This is a genomic window from Cryomorpha ignava, from assembly GCF_010686655.1.
In the GTDB taxonomy this organism is placed as follows: domain Bacteria; phylum Bacteroidota; class Bacteroidia; order Flavobacteriales_D; family Cryomorphaceae; genus Cryomorpha; species Cryomorpha ignava.
On record NZ_JAAGVY010000013.1, the window covers coordinates 75,504 to 95,726 of the forward strand.

The window sequence follows — 20,223 nt, forward strand, 5'->3', positions numbered from 1 at the left end:
TTTTTTTTACTCAATCTCGTAGGTGATATTTAGCTCCCTGCTTTGCCCGGGAATGTTTGCAAAGATCAAAATTACATTATTTTGCTTTCCGCGCGAATGGGAGGGGTGCAAAATACCCGCTATGCGACCAGATCCGTTTTCATATGATTGGTCTAAAATGGTGATTTCCATAGGGTTGGTACGAATGGAGTCAATAGTCAAATTCCCCACACAAGAAAACGCGAACGAAAAAGGAATAGAGTAGCCGGCAGTGATGGTTCCAAAATCTTGAATCTCTGAATTAAAACGAATTTCTGCAAGGCTGGTATCGTTTTGCGCGCGCTGCACCGATACGATTTCAATTTTGCGCTCCTGAGCTGCTGCAATGCTATAGATGGCGTTTCGCTCGTTGGGGTTGTCGCTTACCACTGCACTCGCTACGTACTCTCCAAAAGGAATTTTGTTTATATCAAGGGTTCCACCAGCTTCAGCGGAAGCTTGAAAATAAGGTAAAAAAATGCCGCGCTTATAGCTTTTAAGGTAGTTTTCCAATGAAGAAATTCTGCGCGAGGTAAGCTTTACATTGTAATCTGTTTCTGCCAGCGGGCTCGCAAATCCTTTTACCGTTACCACCACTCTTTGGCCTTTTTCCAATTCAACCAAAAGCAATTTGGTAAACTGTTCCAGATCATTTACGCCCTGGTCTATCTCGTCAATAAAAAATAAATCCATCGCATCTTCAGCTTCATCGCCTTCATCTTCAGTTAGTCCGGCACGATACTCTTTTCGATATTCCGGAAGCAGTGCCACGTAGTTTCGGTATGTATCCAAATAGTTTTGAGGCGTAGTCTCGGTTCGGGTACGCGGATCGGGCTCATCATTGTGAAAGTAGAGCTTTACCGGAAGGTAATCGTTCAACTCTTCGAGGGTTGTAATTTGTGGAAGGGTATCCGATTTTTGAATCAGTTCTTCCGTAAATAGCCATAGATCATTGCAGCATCCTGCGCCATCATTGGCCTTGCTACCCAGTCTGTTTGAGCTAATGCTGCCTTTTCCAATTTTTTCATTAAACGAATAGTAGAGATCATTTGCAGGCGAGTTAAACGGCTGTTTCAGATTTTCCGGAAAGCCCAAATTGCTGCCTATCATATCGCTTTCAAAAATGTCGTAGCCCCCAAAACCGGCGTGCCAATCAGATGCGAAGTAAAGTTTTTGCAAATCGCCGCGGTAAAAAGGCGTAATCTCGCTTCCTGGCGAATTCACAAACTTACCTGCATTAACAGGCTCTCCATTGGGCTCATCGGCAAAAACATACCAGATATCTTCTTGCCCAAAACCACCTGGGCGGTTTGAAGAAAAGAAAAGCACTTTGCGGTCGCCCACAAAGCCATAGGCAGGCTGTGAATACCAGGCAGTATCGCTATCGGCAGGAATTTGATAAATCAATGATTTGCTGCCTTTTTCAAAAATAGAAATGGTGTTTTTCCCTTTTTTGTTTATTCCTGCCACGGCAATCCTCTCTTCATTTGCGGAAGAAGCATAATTAAATACCGGGTTAGAAAATGGAAATTCGGAATAAATTTCAACAGTTTTGAGCGCTGAGTCTGCTTTATAAAGCCGGGGAATGTATTTTTCGGGTTTGCTTGTAAGCTGCCCTTTTTCGTTAAATGTACCACGGAGGGACGAAAAAATCAATTCTCCGTCATCAATAAAATAGCCGGCAAATTCGCTTTGTTCAGAGTTTATCGGCTCCCCTATTTGCTCCAGCTCAAAGGGTGTTTCATCTTTGCTCCAGTCCATAGCAAGCGTCGTAGAGCGCATTTCCTGCACTGCTTTTTTATAATAATATCCATTTCTATCTCTTGAAAACTGATTTCGTACACGCCTCCAATTTTGTTTTGCTTCGGCATATTCGCCAGCCTGTTTTTGCATCGTGGCAAGCCATACGCCCCCTTGCGGATATATCCTACCGCGCTCACGTCGATACACCTCGCCGTAGTAGTAGGCCGCTTTTGCGTAATCGTGATTTGCCCGCAGCGCCTCTGCATATTTGTACTTTACTTCGCCTTTTGCGCTGTCCATTTCCATAGCGCGCGTGTAGTAGCGCAATGCTCCGTAGGGGTCATTTTCTTCCATGGCCTTGTCGCCCAGGTTCAACCAGTCCTGCAATCTCTGGGCAGTTGCCGCTTCCGCGAAAAAGGCAGCCACAAGTATTAGCGCTATTTTCAAGATTGACTTCATAGAAACACCGGGCAGAATTTGTGTGGAATCTGGTTTTTGCCACTTGATTTATTGAATAAATACTGCACTGAAAATTCAAATCCACCTCGGTTTCTACTCGCCGGTTTTAGGGAGCTCACATTTATATCGTAGCTCGCTGCCACGCGCCAGGCATCCAGGTCAAAGCCCACCATAGCAATGCCGCTATCGCCAAAACGGCCAAAGTATCCGGCAAAAATGCTGCGGTAGATTATGCTTTCGTCCATAAGCACATAGCGCAGTGCCGATCCAAAAATTACTTCTGTAAACGTAGCCTGATCCATCCAGCGCACAGCCGGCATCAGGTCAAAATCTTCGGCTATTTTCCAATCTGCCGTGGCGTAAACCGATGAGCGAAAGGGCAGCTTTATGCCTGTATCGTTGTAAAACGATTGCTTTGGCGAGGTAACATTATGCCCCGAAAAACCGATAGTCAGACTTTTCCGGTATTCGGGATTGTAGGTGTATGTCGCACCGGCATTCAGGTTGAAGTACCACCTGCTATTTCGGGCAAAATTTTCTCCGGTTGGCAGATTGGGGTCGTACACCACGCCATTAAACTGGTTATTAAAACTTAGTGCGTCGTAATTCAGTTTTATCTGGGTTACTCCCGTTTGCAGTCCGCCCTGTAAGCTGTGTTTTTCACTTCCGTGAATAAGGTATCTGTATGAGCCACCTGCCAGAATACTCAGCGTATTGTATCTCGAATCGCCGGCATTGTCGTTCATAATGAGCAGCCCCATTGCGATTTCTTTAGGGGTAAATGCAAAGCGACCATCGCCCATTAGAGCAAAACTGGTATAAGGCCGGCTCACTTCTTTCCACTGGGTTTTTTGATTGGCATTGAGCCGGTATTGGGCATCAAAATTTCCAATTTCTGCGGGGTTGAGCATTTGAGGTGAAAAGAAAAACTGCGAGAAGTGTACGTCTTGACAAGAGAGCGTTTGCGCAAAGCAAAATAAACTGGCTATTATTCCGATGGTCTTCATTAGCGCAGCAGGGTAATATTTCCTTTGGTAAAGTACTCTTGCCCGTTACCGCAACGTGCGCGCAGATGGAAAACGTAAACGGCAGGCTCTGCTAGATTGCCTTTATAACTTCCGTCCCAGCCTATACTTTGATTTGTAGTTTTGAAAACCAACTCGCCCCAGCGGTTAAAAATCGAAAATTCCAAATCGGTGATGTTTCCGCCGCGCACCCATACTTCATCATTTTCGCCATCGCTATTTGGCGTAAAGGTATTGGGTATAAAAATATTGGGCTCGCCGCAAATTGCTTCAAATACGTAAATCGTTACGCTATCTCTTCGCAGGCAGGTGCCAAACTCGCCATTGTCAATGATCAGCACTTCATAGGTGGTCGTAACCATTGGGCTGGCGGTGGTAATTCTCGAATTGGGACTAGCAAGCGTTTGAGGCGGGCTCCATTGATAATTGTAAAAATCGGCAGCGGGCAAGGCAGTGAGGGTGCTAGATCCGCCTTCCAGAATATTTTCAGGATCGGCAGAAGCTTCTATGGCCATGCTGCCCAGGCTTGAGACATAAACCGTTGTTGAATTCTCAACGGAACAGCCCTGAGAAGTGGAGCTGATTACTGTAAAAGTCGTTGGTTCGTTTACCAAAACAAGAATCTGTGTACTTCCCTGACCAGATAAAATATACTCTTCGGGTTCCCAGATGTGTGATAGTTTATTTCCGGGAAAATCGTTGCTAACTGTAATCCTGGCTGTATCGCCAATGCAGATATACTGGTTTGCCGATACGCTTGTACCCGCGGAGAGCAAGCTCACAGCTATACTGTCTATCAGGCTGCAGCCGCCATTTACAGCTTTTATGTAATAGTACGTAATGCTGGTTGGCGTAACTGTAATTGTGCTGTCGCCGGATGGATTTAAAAGAGAGCCAAAATCGCTGTCGGTTGACCATAAAAAGCTTTGCGCCAGCCCATTGCTGTTTGCTGATAGCATTAGGGGTTCGCCTAAACAAGCAAGCGTATCGCTGTTCGTTTCCAGTGAAATAGGGTTTACAGTTATTTCAATAGATGCTGTGAGTTCGCAACCGTATTCTGTATTCGCGGAAGCGGTAAGCGTAACTGTTTCAGAGGCATCTAAAACGATATTTTGGGTGGAGTCGCCCGAAATGATTTTATCATCGGGAAGCCAATCGAAAGTCGCTGCATCCACATTCCCCGAAAGGGATACCGAAATCGGTAATTCTTGCACAGCGCAGAGTAAGGTATCGCTCAAGCTGATTTGAAGATCTGGTTTTGGCGAAAGAAAAATGCTGTCAACGCTTTGGCAAAGGCCATTTGAAGTGAGGAGGTAAATGGTTTGATCGGAATCGGGGTTGTAGGTAAAACTGCTGTCGGTAGAAATAGTTGTTGTAAAATTGGGATCGGTAGCCCATTGATAAGAACTCGCTGAACCCTGCGAATTGGCGGTAACGGTGAAGTTTGTGCTAGTACATGATGTTAGGGTATCAGCGATCATGATTTCCAGCTCGGGATAAACGGTGACTGTTTTTACAATCGTATCTGAAATATTACAGGCGTCGGGATCGGTTACCACCAATGCAATTTCGAAAGTGCCCGAATTACCGGGGTGAAAGGTGTAATTTTCATTGAATGAAAAAGTTCCATCGGGCAGTAGCCATTGATAGTTCGGATTGCTTCCGCTGTAAAGCGTACTGGTATTTTCCAATACAATGGAATCGGGCAGACAGAAATTTTCAGCTTCGAAATCGGCGAAAATAAGAGGCAGGTCAAAGTCGATTTTTACTACGCCGAGGTTGCAGTTGGTGCTGTTATTTGTTGGGCTGTACGCATTTGAGGGAAAGGCAGGCCAATCGTCGTGACTTCCGCAGCCGGCGCATGCTGCCTGATATATTTTACCAGATTTATCAAACCGGCTGGTGCCTCCGTCAACATGCTCTGCACTTTGGTTACCGCCATAAAAAGAGGCAAAGGTCAATGCGCTTGCATCGCCTTCGAGCACCATAAAATAAAAGTCATTGTTATCGGTTGTGGCTTGAATGGCATCTGAAGTAATGGGTAGGCCATTGGTGCCGCCCACACCTCCGTTTACAAGTGGACCGCCCCATCCAGAAAGGTAAATGCGGTTACAAATATCAACCGAAAAGGCGGTTGGTGAGAGATTCGGTATATTCTGACCGTTTCCAAAAACAGTTGACCAGGTTCGGGAATCCAAATTGTCGGAAAAGCTGCTGAGCAACATACCGCTATTGGGTATTGCGTAATCAGCATTATCGATAAACGTATTATCGGGTGCTCTCGTTTGTCCATAAATATGCGGGCGACCCACGTCATCGCGCTCCACAAAATAAATTTGATCGTAAGCGCTTGATCCGTAGTAGGTCATGGCGTTTAGCGATTGCATGTCTTCGTTAAAAACTGCAATAAAACCATCGGCTATTCCGCCAAATTCGGTTTGAAAAGCATTGGCGCTTGTGGGAAGATTGAGCGATGTGGTGCCGCCGGCAACCGTAATTCTCCGGTCGTACGTGGCATCTATTGAGTAAATGGCATCGGCACCATCACCGCCAAAAAAGGTCGCTGCGAGTACTTCTGAAAGATCTGGATTCATGCGAACCAGAATACCATCCTGGCCGACATCTTTTACGGTTTGAAAGGCAGATTCAGACACCGGAAAATCATCGGAATAGGTATGAGATCCGATAATGATATTTCCATCACCGTCTATTTCTATTTCGCCACGCATCTCGTCGGCGTAATTTTTCTTGAGGCTGGTGGCAGAGTTTATTCCGTCGTTTCCCTGCCCACCCAGATAGGTTGATGAAAGCAATGATCCGCCATTTGCACTTAGCCGCGAAACAATAATATCGGTTCCTTCCTGGTACGATACACCTATACCGCCGGGGACAAAAAGCGTACCGCCGGCAAATGTTGTTTGAAAAGCATTGGTAGTAGTGGGAAAATTTGCTGAGCCGGATGTGCCATATACGTAGAGTTCGTTGTTATCATTTACAATTAAACTATGTGGAAGATCATCTTTTGCTCCGCCAAGATAGGTGCTGTAAATTAGGGAAGTACCATCAAGTGAATATTTGGTGATGGCAATATCTGTTCCTGTAAGGCTGCCTTGTCCCTCTCCGCCGGCCCAGGTGGCTTGATAGGCGCCTATTGTAACGGGATAACCAGTCCCAAAGGCAGAGCTGCCAGAGTATAAGAACCCTTGCGAATCATATGTTGCAGAGTATCCGAAATTGTCTGCAAAGGAGCCACTAAAAGTGCTGAAAATCAATTCGGGATCTATAATAAGTTCTCGTGATGGGTCGTAATCTCCAAGCTCAAACCCAAGGATATTGCGGCTTAGAACGTACTTGCATTCCACTTTCGTAATATTGCCGTTAATTATCTGATAAGCAAAGGGTTTTGATTCGAGTACATCGCCAACTGAAGTAGAGATCTCGAGCTGTCCTGCAGAATTGATTTTTGGTTTTACACCGGCGTATTCTATTTGGATAAGACCTGGCGAAGCGCCTGGTTTTAAAATAAAATCGTATTTCAAAACGGCATTGCTATACACTTTGAGATCAATGCCTTGATAAATTTCGGTGTATCGCACAGCTTCGAAGGCTTTTAAGTTTCCGGCCCATTTTGTTGGGTCGTTGCCAATATAAAAGTTGTAATCTGTATCAAAGGCCTTTTCGCCGGAAGGCAAACCGGAAGCATTTTTAAATATCATTTGATAGGCATGACATTTTAGCTTTTCAGGTGGCGGCATTGGGTTTGGATTGCCCGAGTGGGCTGAAAAAACGGCGCTGGTAGTTTCTACATCGTAGAGATCGAAAGTAAACCGATCAGATTCGAAATACACTTTTCCGCCAGGGATATCTGCGCGGTATTTCACCGCATGATTCCACTGGCCGCCATTTTCGATAAAACGATGTTGAGCCGACACATTCGCAGCAGCGAAAACGAATACAAACAAAAGCAATTGGTAAATTCTCAATTTGATACGCATTTTGGAGGGTGAATTTACGGAAAACAAATTTACGAGGTGTAATTCGAAGATTTGAATTGTATGGGCATTGCATGGCTTCGTTCATTACACGCGTTAAATTTATTTGTACATTACAAATATTGTATTCCATAACAATGTACAGTTGCACGCCATAATGTACAGACGTTGCACGCCATAATGTACAGACGTTGCACGCCATAATGTACAGACGTTGCATGCCATAATGTACAGACGTTGCACGCCATAATGTACAGACGTTGCACGCCATAATGTACAGACGTTGCATGCCATAATGTACAGACGTTGCATGCAACGTCTCTACGTATAATTGAATTATAAAACCATAACAATGAAAAAATACCAAAACAAATACCGCATTCCATCTGCCCGGGCGCAATGGTGGAATTATGGATGGAATGGTGCCTATTTCATTACAATTTGCACAGCAGGCCGCAAATGTTTTTTCGGAAAAATTGTAAATGATAAAATGGACTTGTCGCGCACCGGAATTCTTGCTGATGTTTTCTGGTATACCATTCCGCAACGTATTCCGCATGTGGAATTGGGTGATTTTGTGGTGATGCCAAATCATATGCATGGCATTTTGATTTTGAATAAACCTGGATCAGGGGAATCTGATAAATCTGCGCTATCGCCGGGTTTGCCGCCGTTGCCGCCCGTTGTACAGATGTTGCATGCAACGTCTCTACCGGATGTGCCGGATATACCGGATGGTGGATCGCCACCACCTAATAAAAATCAAAAAATGTCTGAAATGTCCCCGAATGCCGAAACGGTATCTGCCATTGGCCGATCTTATAAATCTGCGGTAACGTTTCATGCAAATAGGCTGGGATTGGAAAATGGCTGGCAGCCACGCTTTCATGACCACATTATCAGGGATGACGGTGAATACCAGCGCATATCAGATTATATTGTCAGTAATCCCCAAAATTGGAAGGATGACAAATTCTATTCTTAACCAGAACGGAAGTTGGTGTTAGATATAAGCTGAGGCACTAAATTCATAGATTGCACGTTCTTTTGCACCTCATTGTTTGTGGAATTTCCTATTTTTATGACCATTGAAAATCTTTGAGAAATATTATCGTATTCTCGAACTGCCTACAGACAGCACTGATGTTGATATAAAGGCTGCGTACAGAAGGCTTGCCAAATTATATCATCCCGATAAAAGCGGCAATCAAACCAGTCGCCACAAATTTATTGATGTAAATGAGGCTTATGAGGTGCTGATGAACCGCGATGCCTACGTGAGAGATGCGGTGATCCGTTATCAAAAACGGAAGGAAGCCCGCGAAATCTTGCAGCGAAAATACGGACGAGATTATGCCGCTGGCGCCAGAGAGAGAGCAATGGGAAACGCGGATTTGCGGTTTAGGGAGTTTGAAAAATCACCCATTTATCGCACGGCTTTAGTGATTAATTCTGCGGCCAATTATGTGTTTGTCGGTATTGGCGTAGTAATGATTCTCTCTCCATTTGTGGGCTATTACAGAGAGGTGGTTTACGGTCGGCCGGATGGCAAAGAAGCCGAATTTCATATATTTCCTATCTTCCTCGGGATTTTGTTTCTTTACGGCCTCTGGTATTTTCTAATAAAAAATAAAGATTCCTAATTTAAACCCTATAATTGTGATTAAGACTTTTCTGAAATTTTCGGTTCTATTTCTATGCGTATTAAGTTTTCAATTTGGCCACGCCCATGAAGGAATGTGGATACCTTCTACGCTGGCAAAGCTTGTGGAAGGCGATATGCAAAATGCCGGATTAAAGCTATCTGCCGAAGATATTTATTCCATTAATCAAAGCAGTTTAAAAGATGCCATTGTGCATTTTGGTGGCGGTTGCACGGCGAGTGTCATCTCTGAAGAAGGGTTGATATTAACCAACCACCACTGCGGATATTCGCAAATTCAATCGCACTCATCGGTTGAGAATGATTACCTCAAAAATGGATTCTGGGCAATGAATCATGGCGAGGAACTCCAGAACCCGAACCTCACAGCCACCTTTGTGGTGCGAATAGAAGACGTTACAGAATTTGTGGAGAAACGTACAAAAGGATTAAAAGGCGATGAGAAAATGGCGGCTATTGCCGATGTAACGAGAGCGCTCGAAAAAGGAGCTACCGAAGGAAATGGCTACGAAGCCAGCGTAAAGCCTTTCTTTTATGGAAATGCATACTATATGATTGTTACCGAAACGTATCGCGATGTGCGTTTGGTAGGAGCTCCGCCATCGTCAATAGGTAAATTTGGTGGCGATACAGATAACTGGGAATGGCCACGCCATACAGGCGATTTTTCACTTTTTAGAATCTATGCAGCTCCCGATAATTCACCGGCAGATTACAGCGTAGACAATGTGCCTTATACCCCAAAGTACAGCCTTCCGGTAAATATGGATGGCCTGAAAGAAGGCGATTTTACGATGGTTTTTGGATTTCCCGGTAGTACCGATCAATACCTTTCGAGCTATGGCGTAAAATACATTACAGAGGTTCAAAACCCTGTAGCTATTGCGATGCGCGAAGCGAGTTTGAGCGTGATTGATGCTGCTATGGAAAGCAGCGATAAATTGCGTATTCAATATGCGGCAAAGCAATCTCGAATAAGCAATGCATACAAAAAATGGATAGGCCAGAATATGGGTCTTGAGCGATTTGACGCGGTAGAAAAGAAAGAGGCGCAGGAGAAATTGTTTGTAGATGCCGCCCGGGCCAAAGGTTTTGATAGCTATGCAGCATTGCCCGATGAGTTTGCTGTGCTTTACAGCGAAAACGAGCAGTACCAACTTGCGCGCACGTTTTTGATCGAATTTTTCTATTACGGCCCCGAAGCGATTCGGTTTTCTACGAATTTTAAAAAGCTGGCTTCAGAAAACGCATCCCTTACAGAAAATGGCAAAATGAAAGAGGAAAAAGAACGTCTTAGAAATTCGATTGCCGGGTTTAATAAAGATTACGACGCTGAAACAGATCGCCGCATTATGGCTGCACAACTGGCAATATTTGCCGAAAGGTGTCCCGATGTTTTAAATTCGCCTACGCTGAATACCTATCTCGCTAAATACGGAAATTCGAAAGCTGCTGCCGATGCCATTTACGATGAATCGATGATGGACAATGAAGCAGGATTGCTAAAACTACTCGACCTATCGGGTAAGAAGCAGGTAAAAATTCTAAACAACGATCCCATTTACAAAATTGGCGATGAGCTGCTTGAGGCGTACAACGGAAAAGTAAGAGCGGGGTACGAAAACTTTGTGAATCGGGAAAGCGAGATGATGGAAGAATACGTAAAGGCAACCATGGAATTATTTCCGAATAAAAAATACTGGCCGGATGCAAATAGTACCATGCGACTGACTTACGGTAAAATGGAAGGTTCTGAACCGCAAGATGGACTGGAATACAAAGCCTACACAACCCTCGATGGAATTGTGCAAAAATACATTCCCGGTGATAAAGAGTTTGATGTGCCTGAAAGATTGCTCGAGCTTCAGCAAAATGGCGATTACGGCAAGTATGCTACTGATGGAGAGCTTCGCGTCTGCTTTCTCGGTTCTAATCACACCACAGGGGGCAATTCGGGAAGCCCCGCACTTGATGGGAAAGGTCAGCTGGTTGGGTTGAACTTTGACCGCACCTGGGAGAGCACGATGAGCGATTTGATGTTTAACGGAGAGATTTGCCGCAACATCATGGTCGATGTAAAATACGTGCTTTTCATTGTAGACAAATTTGCCGGCGCGGGACACCTTGTAGATGAAATGAAATTGGTTTCATCCGCTGGTGCAGAATCATCAAGAGGTGAACAAAAGACGGTAGAGCCTGTTACCAATTAATTATGAAGAACTGGAAAGAAGAAGATAACAAGCTCAAAAAATCATTTGAATTCAAAGACTTTGTCGGCGCGTTTGGCTTTATGAGTCAAGTGGCATTGATAGCCGAAAAGATGAACCATCACCCCGAGTGGACCAATGTTTACAATACTGTCGACATTGCGCTTCAATCGCATGATGATGGAGATAAAGTTACCGAGAAGGATCATAAATTGGCTAAGGCGATTGATAAGATTTCAGATTTGTGATTTCAGAATGATGATTTCAGACTTTTGATTTCAGAATGATGATTTCAGATTTCAGATTGCGGGCGCATGGTTTCGTGGGTCATTAAGGGGTCTGTTTGTGATTCGAAAAATAGTTTTGCGCACACGCTCAGTTTACTACGCTTTTTAGCGTGGCGTCTCGCCATGCCTACGGCTTGGTATACTCTGGCGCCTCGCCAGGATTTTCATGACTAAGGTTAATCATGACTAAGGTTAATTCGGAGAAGCTTTAGTTATTTGTCACGGCATCCCAAAAAACCCAAACAAGAAGCTTAACCTAAAAAGCTAGCGTTTTCAAATCCGGTTTTCGCTATTTCCAATTATTCCAAAAAAAGCAAAAATTAGATATCAATTCTTATCAACATTGGTTTCAGCATACTCTTAAAGCCTTTATTTTCGTGGCATGATTTCAATAAGTGACCGTGTAGATGGGTTTTTTAATAGAAATGTAATTCCGGAAGTGCTTCAAAGGGGGCGTGCTTATTACCTTTCGGGACATGTGGAGAGCGTTTCTATTAAGCCGCTGCAGAAAAACATCTTTTTTGGGGTAAAGGGGACAATGTCATATCAAGTCTTTCTGAATGTGGATATCCATTCGGTAAAATTGATTTACGAGATGGGTTGCAACTGTCCTTATAGCGGAAAGGGCGCGTGTAAACACATTGCAGCCGCAGGGCTTTGGATCAAAGCAAATTGGAAAACTTTAAGCCTTAGCTTTGATAAAAATCAAGAATTTACCTGGCCGGAAGTATCTAAAATCGATCAAGCGTCTTTAGAAATAACAGAAAATGGCTGGCTGTTAAAGAATTTCAAATCTTTTAATAGGGAAGTACTATACCGATCTCTTTACAAGAGGCATATTCCCGAATTGCGTGACTTTACTATTCGCCAAGCGGATAAAGGTCACTATGAAATTACGTTGGCAATAAGGAAGACTTATTTTTATTCTCAGGCCGAAATCTTTACACTTAACGCAGTTTCTGATAATATCGATCTTAAACTATCCTGTTCGTGTGGTGATGAGCGAAAGCGAGTGTGCGATCATATTGCTGTTTTTTTAAAAGAAGTTTCCGGTAAGCAGTTGACAGCGCTTTTTACAGATTTAGATGAAGATTTTGTTGAGAAAAAGGGTGCCGAAATGCTTAATAACTACGGTTTTGACAAAGAAGCCAACTGGATGGATTATTTCGAAATTGGATTTTCGGATAATGTGAAAACCATTGTTCCAAAGCCATCTCTTTCCAATTTGATATCGCCCGAATTGTGGAGCTTAGAAAATCCCGGCAGCGCGTTTAGTACAAACCCAAATCATGAATTACCGACTATCAGCGATACGGATCAGCCCGATTTTGAGATGGGTTTTTCATTGGAATTTGATCCGTATGATGGCGATTTTGATCTGATACCTATTGTAGCACGCGCCAATAAAAAAGGTGTGCCAATGTCCATTGGTTTTAAGGAGTATGATAAAATAGGTTTTTCTGATCATGTAGTGAAGCAAAACAGAGATATTTCGCTTCTGGCTTTGTGTAATGCGTTGAGCGTAAGCTTTGGGAGTGAGTCGATGGATGAGAAGATTAAATATCTGCTCGAATATAAAACCGCGTTGGAAGAGCATCCCAATATCTATTTGAATACAGCTCCTTCGCACCGCAACTTTCGCAAGGGAGACCTGCTAGACGTAAAATTTCAATCGACTGCACCCCGATTAAAATATATCCTCACCGAGAAAGACGGATTTGTAGAAATTCAGGTAGCTTTTAATCAAGGTGGTGCCGAAGTGTTTCTCAATGCAGAAAATATAGAAGATTTGCATAGAAATTTCTTGAAATCGGGTGAGCACATTTATCTTCTTATTTCAGACTCTGATATCAATCATGTTAGAAGCGCGCGCAAGCTAGATGGTAAAATGGTTGCGCTAAGTAAATTGCCCGCACTTTTTGAAAAATACCTCGGCTATGCACTTAAATCAAGTGATGTAGAGTTTATTAACTTTAAAAAATATGCAGTGAGTACTCAAACTGTTACGGCTGTTGCCAAAGAAATTTACCTCTCGGAAGTAGGTAATTTCGTTCTTTTTCGACCATTTATCCGGTATGAAAACGATTATCTCATGGATGCCCTTTCACAAGAAAGTCAGTGGGAAGTTGGTGAAGAAGGAATTGTTAAAACCGAGCAGGATATGCAAAAAGCAGATGAATTCAGAAATGAACTCTGCGAAATATATCCGATGTTTAAAGACCAGTTTTCCAGAACAGATTACCTTCATATTAGCTACAGAGATTTAATGAAGGACAATACATTCATTAAGATTTTTGGAAAATTTGAAGAGCTGGAAATAAAGGTATTTGGCCTGCGCGATTTAAAAGGGCTTAAGGTAAATCCGTATCCTGGAAAGGTGATTTATTCCGTTAAATCAGGTGTTGATTGGTTTGAAGTAGAGGCGAAAATTGCATTTGGCGACATAGAGATTGGAATAGATCAGCTTAAGAAACGATTTATTCCCGGGAGTGATTATATAGAATTGAGTGATGGTTCAAAGGGAATTATTCCTGCAGAGTGGCTTAAAAAGTTGGAGCGTTTATTTGAAAGCGGAGAAGTAAAAGGAGATAAACTTCTGGTGTCGAGTAAAAAGTTTACTCTGGTAGAAGAGCTTTTTGATGCCCTTGATGATGAAGTGACCTTGCAAATTAATGATAAGAAATCGAAGCTTTTAAATTTTGATAAAATCCAAACCCACCCTTTGCCGAAAGGTATAAAAGGCACTTTGAGACATTATCAGGAAGATGGGTTTCAGTGGCTTTGTTTTTTGGATGAATTTAAGTGGGGCGGTATTCTGGCAGATGATATGGGGCTCGGGAAAACCCTACAGATAATCACTTTTTTAAAGCATGTGATTTTAAAAACCAAGCAGGCCAATTTAATTGTCGTTCCCACTTCGCTTCTCTTTAATTGGGAAAATGAGATTAAAAAGTTCGCACCTTCTTTAAAAGTTCATTTTTATTATGGAAGTCAGCGCATTAAATCTACAGATAATTTTAAGAAGTACGATATCGTTTTTACCAGTTATGGTCATGCGTTAAGCGATATTGAAGTCTTTAAAGATTATAATTTTAATTATGTGATTCTCGACGAATCGCAGGCCATTAAAAACCCGGCCAGCAAAAGATACAAGGCTGTGCGTTTGCTTAAAGCGAATAATCGCATTGCGATGACGGGCACACCTATTGAGAATAACACCTTTGATCTCTTCGCGCAAATGTCGTTTTTGAATCCGGGATTTCTCGGTGCAGCTAAGAATTTCAAGAATGATTTCGCGAAAGCAATTGATACCGACCGCGATGAAAACAGAGCCGCCGAATTGCAGCGATTGATTAAGCCTTTTGTACTTCGGCGTACAAAAAAGCAAGTTGCCACAGAGCTTCCCGACAAAACCGAAGAAGTGCTTTATTGCGAAATGGACAAATCGCAACAGAAAGTGTATGACGCTTTCAGGAATGAATACCGCAACAGGCTGATTGAAAAAATAGATGAGGAGGGAGTAAACAAAGCGCGGTTTGCTGTATTGGAAGGACTCACAAAATTGCGACAAATATGCGATACACCCGAAATATTGCCGGGTGATGAGAAATACACCGGGAAGTCGGTTAAAATAGATTTGCTCGTAAGGCATATCAAAGAGAAAACAGCGAATCACAAGATTTTAATATTTTCTCAATTTGTAAAAATGCTGCGGGTTATTGAAGGCAGAATAAAAGAAGAAGGGATTTCTTATGAATACCTTGACGGCCAATCTAACACCACACAGCGGCAAGCGAGTGTGGAGCATTTTCAGGAAGATGAGACTTGCAGAGTCTTCCTCATTAGCCTGAAAGCGGGTGGCACCGGATTAAATTTAATGGCTGCCGACTACGTTTATATTGTTGATCCATGGTGGAACCCTGCAGTAGAAAATCAGGCCATTGACCGCTGCTACCGTATAGGGCAAGATAAGAAGGTAATAGCCTACAGAATGATTTGTAAAAACACCGTTGAGGAGAAGATTATGGAGCTTCAGAAAAAGAAAAAGGCTATCGCGGGAGACATTGTTACTACTGATGAGGGCATTTTGAAAAAGTTGAACAAAGATGATTTAATGGATTTGTTTGGGTGAATTTCAATGGGCAATAGGCAATGTGCAATTAGCAATAGGTAATGTGCAATGTGCAATGTGCAATGGGCAATAGGCAATGTGCAATTAGCAATAGGCAATAGGCAATGTGCAATAGGCAATGGGCAATTAGAAATAGGCATAAGCGTTATACAATAATCAAGTGAAATAAACATAAACCGAGAGATATTTGAATCATGGATTACTTAAAGTCTCATTTTTATCAGTTGGTTTCAGCCTACACGAACGATGCGGAATTTAGAGAGCAGTTGTGGAAGGAAATTGTATCGGCTTACAGCCAAAAGAAGCGGTACTACCACAATCTCAATCACTTGGATTATATGCTGCGATTGGCGGAAGAGAATAGGGATGAATTGGAAGATTGGGATGTCGTTTCGTTTTCCATCTTTTATCATGATATTGTTTACAACGTAAAGCGCCAGAAAAATGAAGAGAGAAGTGCGGAGATTGCAGCAGAAAAACTTTCACTGCTTGGGCTTGAACCAAAGCGTGTTGAGCGATGCAAGGAGCAGATTCTCGCGACGAAGCATCATAAATTTAGTGATGACTCTGACACTTCGTATCTAATTGATTTCGATCTGGCCATACTTGGTGATACCTTTGAAAAATATAGTATTTATGCCCAGAATGTCAGAAAAGAATACTCCATTTACCCTGATATTTTTTACATAAAGGGTCGGAAGAAGGTGGTTCGGTCATTTCTGGACTCGGAGAGGATTTTTAGAACCAAGCGGTTTTTTGAATTGAGAGAGAAGAAGGCGAGGGATAATTTGAGAAAGGAGCTTGAAATATTGTGAGTAGTTGGTTTTAGATTTTTTGTTTCAACGCTTTCTTAAAAACGCTACGAGAAATTAGGGTTTTATTAGCAAAATCAACTTTTAAGTAAGCCTACCATTGTGAATGAATTATTTTTTGATTCCTTAATTCCCTTTCTCAAATTCTTGAAATGGTTTATGCCGGAGACCAAGTTTTAAACTAAGCAGTGGGGAATGTCTTGAAGGTCAGATTGAAACGGATTCTTAATATATTTTTGAATCAAAAGCATTGATAATACACAGCACATTGTTTAAACTAACAGAACTTAACTTCAAAGCTGTCCTACATTTGGTTAAGTTTACTCTTTATCTAAATTCTTCTTTTATGCGTTTATTCCTATTGCTGTTTCTTGCCTTTACTTTTATGAACGAGGCTTATCCACAAAAAACAGATAGGTCGCCCGAGCTGAAAACTGCCATAGACTCTTTAACGAAACACATAGACGTTGGGGATTTTACAAAAGCGGAAGTTTGGCTAAATGAATCGCGGGCGCGATTAGGCACTGCTCCCCATCATGAAGATTACTTCAATTTGCGCTATAACGAGGGAATCCTTTTGCTAAAAAAGTGGCAGTTAGAATCTGCTGAGCCCATTTTGATGGAATGCTTAGCATTGGCTCGCAAATCTGCCGACTCATCACAACTAGTGATGGCCAACGCTGTGATGAGTCAGCTAAAGGCCGAACAGTCGCTTTACGGGGCTTCCATAGTTTATGGCAACGAGGCATTAAGCTATTTAAAAAGCACCGACAGCCTGCAGTATTATGCCCTTACTTCAAATATTTCCATCTCTTACCTGCACGATCACAATACTGAAAAATCGCTTCAATATGCCTTAGCAGCAAAGGGTTTTTACGAAAGGGAAGAGCGGTATTTGGAATTGGGAGTAAGCCTCAACAATATTGGAGAACTCTACCGTGAGCAATTTGAAGATTATGCAATGGCCGAAAAGCACTACCGAAAAGCTATAGTCATCAATAAATCTCAGGGTTTTAACGCAGGGCTTGCATCCAATTACCTCAATCTGGCGCTTACTTTAGAGAATAATCAGCAAATGGATTCTGCACGTCATTATATATACCTCTCCCTAAAAATACGTGAAGAAATAGGAGACGTTGGGGGCCTTGCCCTTGTGTATAATACGCTGGGGCAGATAAACCTGCGCAATGGAGATATCGAGGCGGCTAGAAAGGCTTTTTCGGAAACAATTCAAATCAGTGAAGAACACCAGATTTACCCGGGATTGTTTTATGGGAACTGGGGTCTGGGCAAAACGTATTCTACCAATGGTGCTTATACTGTTGCGAAAACGTATTATGATAAGGCACTCGGCATAGCCAAGAATCTGAACTCACTGCCAATGATTGCAGACAGCCATAAAAGCTTATACGAGTTGGAACGCGAAGATGGAGATTTCCGAACTGCCTTAAATCACTTCGAAGCATATAGCGCTTATTCAGATTCTATCAGGATGAGGCAAAATGAAAATGAATTTGCAGAGCTGAGAACACGGTACGAAACAGATTTGGCTCACACCGAAAATATGCTTTTAAAAGCGAATCAGGTATCCCAAAATGCAGAAATCAAAAGGCAGCGCATCATGTCAATTGGGTTGTGGTTGCTTCTGGGATTAGTGCTGGTTATAACGTTAATCCTTTTCATTGGCTACAGCAGGCGAAGTAAGTCCCTTAAAAAGGAAGCCGCCTTGCGTCAAGAGCTCCAAACCCAGTACCAAACCGTAAAAGTTCAAAAAGAAGAGCTCAAAGAGCTGAACGAACTGAAAAACAATATTTTTTCTGTTCTCGGACACGATTTAAAGGCACCACTTACAAGCATTTCATCGTTGGTAGGTCTTATGAATTCGGACGATTTAGAACCGGAAGAATTCGCCAAGCTCACTCAGCAGCTGGAGCAGGAGACGAAGGCCGGGTTAATTTCACTTCAAAATATTCTGGTATGGTCTCAGGCGAAAACTGGAAAAGGAAAACCAGATGTAGAAGAACTATCCGTCGCGTCGGTGGTGAATGAGTGCCTGACAAATAGCAAGCGGCAAATAGAAAATAAGGAACTCCTTATTTCCACCGACTGGGGTCGCGCGCGAACCATACCGGCAGATAAGAATCAATTTAAAAGTATAGCGTTCAACTTGATTTCTAATGCGATCAAATTTTCGCCCAAGGGTGGAAAGATCAAATTGAAAACATTTAAAGATGCAGAGGGAACATATTTCCTAGTTCGCAATGCGGGCGAAGGAATTTCTGAAGAATTGGTCGCAAAGATTAACAAGAGCCATAAAGTCATTTCGAAACGTGGAACCCAGGGAGAGAAAGGTACAGGGATAGGTTTGCGTATAGTCAGCGATTTTGCTGAACTCCACGGGGGCTATTTGAAATTTCGCACTATTGAAACCGGTGGAACTGAAGTAGAAGTGTTTTTCCCTTCTGAAAAAAGGAGTTTGAAGGCTTTGGCGTAAACTGCTTTGTGTTTAGCATTGTAGTAGATACAATTGGCAGAGTGGGTGTTGCACAGCTCTATGGCAAAGGTCTGATTTGATAGTGCGACTTTCGTGTCTGGGATTTGTTTGAGAATAAACCATGATGTGAAATATTTAGAATGAATTGTAAAACGATGATTACATATTCTAATTTAGCTGTTTATTTAAATTTTAAGTTGAAATAGGTTTCCTCAAGATCGCCTATAAATGATTAACATTTTTAATTTAATTCAGTGAAATATTTTTCATCTTTAATTATTTTGTGTTTTGTCCTGGATGGTCTCTCAGCTCAAACCAATTCTTCAGCCATCACTACAGATACGGCATATTACCAGACGAAGAAAAGAGGAAATCTAAAACCCGTTCCATCACGCAAGGCTGATGTAAGAATTATTACTTCATCGCAAAATGGAAGTGCTGTGGAACGGAGAATATCTGATATGGATACAGGAAGCTTAACCCAGCACAAATTTTATAAGGACGGGCGCCCTTCCGGCAAATGGCAGTATTATGATGAAACTGGCAAGGTTGTTCGTGAGCGCAATTTTGATAAGTTGGTTTATGGATATTGTGCGGATGAGGAGCCAGTCAGTGACACGTTGCTCTTTACACAATTTGGGAAAGGTTATAGCGATTTGATGAATTATCTTGGTGAAAATATTAAATATCCGATAGAGAGCTTAAGCAGCGGTGTTAATGGCAGAGTGAGAATCAAATTTGTGGTAAATGAATCCGGGAAGGCGATTGTTTTAAACATCTGCGGCGATGGTCTCGATGGTTATTGCGATCTTGTTGTCTGGGAAATTATTGAGAATATGCCATTGTGGTCGCCACCGACGGAAGACGAAAAACCAGTAAGAGTAAGTTTTTACTTACCTGTAAGCTTTAAGTTGAAGTAAACACTTTTAGGTGCAACGCTTCAACGTATATTTGGGTTTGAAACAGAAGCAATGAAGCATTATTTTTCCATCCTTGTAATGAGCTTTTTCCTCTGTGGAATTACGAGTTTAACTGCCCAGGTTACCTTGCATCCAACTAAGAGTGATACCACGTATTTCAAATATACGATGAACGGAAAGTTAAAGCCCGTTTCGCGCTTAAAGGCAGAGATTCGAATAGTTGAATTTTCTAAGTACATGACAAAAATTGATATATATCCATATTGTTCTGATTCTTAGGATTTAACAAACAGCTTGCTAAATGGTCTAATCCATGCTTGAAGATACTTTTTGCTTTGCGGCCATGTTTTTTTATTGTTATTGGTTTTACATTTTGATGCAGATAGATACCAACTTTATAACACCAAACCAAAGCCATCATAACCAGCAGTATTAGTTTTTCTATACGTTCTATTTCTTGTAGATGCGTTT

General features: G+C 42.3%; 11 protein-coding genes and 1 pseudogene. 8 read left to right on the forward strand and 4 right to left on the reverse strand.

Annotation, left to right across the window (positions count from 1 at the left end):
• Window positions 1-6: 6 nt before the first annotated feature.
• Genes G3O08_RS09135 through G3O08_RS09145 form a run of 3 tightly spaced genes read right to left on the reverse strand, consistent with a single transcriptional unit; the run spans window position 7 to window position 7,228 of the window.
• The gene (locus G3O08_RS09135) at window positions 7-2,208 is read right to left on the reverse strand and encodes a hypothetical protein (RefSeq protein ID WP_204336823.1); all 2,202 of its coding nucleotides are present in this window, start codon (window positions 2,206-2,208) and stop codon (window positions 7-9) included.
• Window positions 2,209-2,216: 8 nt separating this feature from the next.
• The gene (locus tag G3O08_RS09140) at window positions 2,217-3,227 is read right to left on the reverse strand and encodes a PorP/SprF family type IX secretion system membrane protein (RefSeq protein ID WP_163285059.1); all 1,011 of its coding nucleotides are present in this window, start codon (window positions 3,225-3,227) and stop codon (window positions 2,217-2,219) included.
• Complete coding sequence (locus G3O08_RS09145) at window positions 3,227-7,228, reverse strand: DUF7948 domain-containing protein (RefSeq protein WP_163285060.1); 4,002 nt, start codon at window positions 7,226-7,228, stop codon at window positions 3,227-3,229. Before G3O08_RS09145 ends, G3O08_RS09140 begins: the two co-directional genes overlap by 1 nt.
• Before the next feature lie 361 nt (window positions 7,229-7,589).
• Here G3O08_RS09145 and G3O08_RS09150 point away from each other — a divergent pair, with 361 nt between their 5' ends.
• From G3O08_RS09150 to G3O08_RS21710, 8 genes are all read left to right on the forward strand, one after another.
• Entirely contained in the window at window positions 7,590-8,222 is a 633-nt protein-coding gene (locus G3O08_RS09150) for a transposase (protein WP_163285061.1), read from the forward strand.
• A 103-nt stretch (window positions 8,223-8,325) separates the two neighbouring features.
• On the forward strand, window positions 8,326-8,880 hold the full coding sequence (locus G3O08_RS09155; RefSeq protein ID WP_163285062.1) for a J domain-containing protein: 555 nt from the start codon (window positions 8,326-8,328) through the stop codon (window positions 8,878-8,880).
• Between the two features lie 16 nt (window positions 8,881-8,896).
• On the forward strand, window positions 8,897-11,110 hold the full coding sequence (locus tag G3O08_RS09160) for a S46 family peptidase (protein ID WP_317164049.1): 2,214 nt from the start codon (window positions 8,897-8,899) through the stop codon (window positions 11,108-11,110).
• 2 nt (window positions 11,111-11,112) lie between these two features.
• On the forward strand, window positions 11,113-11,355 hold the full coding sequence (locus G3O08_RS09165; RefSeq protein WP_163285063.1) for a 4a-hydroxytetrahydrobiopterin dehydratase: 243 nt from the start codon (window positions 11,113-11,115) through the stop codon (window positions 11,353-11,355).
• Between the two features lie 421 nt (window positions 11,356-11,776).
• The gene (locus G3O08_RS09170; RefSeq protein WP_163285064.1) at window positions 11,777-15,526 is read left to right on the forward strand and encodes a DEAD/DEAH box helicase; all 3,750 of its coding nucleotides are present in this window, start codon (window positions 11,777-11,779) and stop codon (window positions 15,524-15,526) included.
• Between the two features lie 194 nt (window positions 15,527-15,720).
• A complete protein-coding gene (locus G3O08_RS09175; RefSeq protein WP_163285065.1) occupies window positions 15,721-16,341 on the forward strand; it encodes an HD domain-containing protein in 621 nt (206 codons plus the stop codon).
• 343 nt (window positions 16,342-16,684) lie between these two features.
• Entirely contained in the window at window positions 16,685-18,832 is a 2,148-nt protein-coding gene (locus G3O08_RS09180) for a tetratricopeptide repeat-containing sensor histidine kinase (protein ID WP_163285066.1), read from the forward strand.
• Between the two features lie 254 nt (window positions 18,833-19,086).
• Entirely contained in the window at window positions 19,087-19,752 is a 666-nt protein-coding gene (locus G3O08_RS21710; protein WP_163285067.1) for an energy transducer TonB, read from the forward strand.
• 229 nt (window positions 19,753-19,981) lie between these two features.
• Here G3O08_RS21710 and G3O08_RS20895 read toward each other — a convergent pair.
• A pseudogene (locus tag G3O08_RS20895) lies at window positions 19,982-20,223 on the reverse strand (IS4 family transposase); the annotation flags it as partial.

Bases quoted from the DNA above. Each gene is read 5' to 3' on its own strand.
- G3O08_RS09150 (WP_163285061.1), top strand. From the start codon at position 7,590: ATGAAAAAATACCAAAACAAATACCGCATTCCATCTGCCCGGGCGCAA.
- G3O08_RS09180 (WP_163285066.1), top strand. From the start codon at position 16,685: ATGCGTTTATTCCTATTGCTGTTTCTTGCCTTTACTTTTATGAACGAG.
- G3O08_RS09170 (WP_163285064.1), top strand. From the start codon at position 11,777: ATGATTTCAATAAGTGACCGTGTAGATGGGTTTTTTAATAGAAATGTA.
- G3O08_RS09165 (WP_163285063.1), top strand. From the start codon at position 11,113: ATGAAGAACTGGAAAGAAGAAGATAACAAGCTCAAAAAATCATTTGAA.
- G3O08_RS09175 (WP_163285065.1), top strand. From the start codon at position 15,721: ATGGATTACTTAAAGTCTCATTTTTATCAGTTGGTTTCAGCCTACACG.
- G3O08_RS09140 (WP_163285059.1), bottom strand. From the start codon at position 3,227: ATGAAGACCATCGGAATAATAGCCAGTTTATTTTGCTTTGCGCAAACG.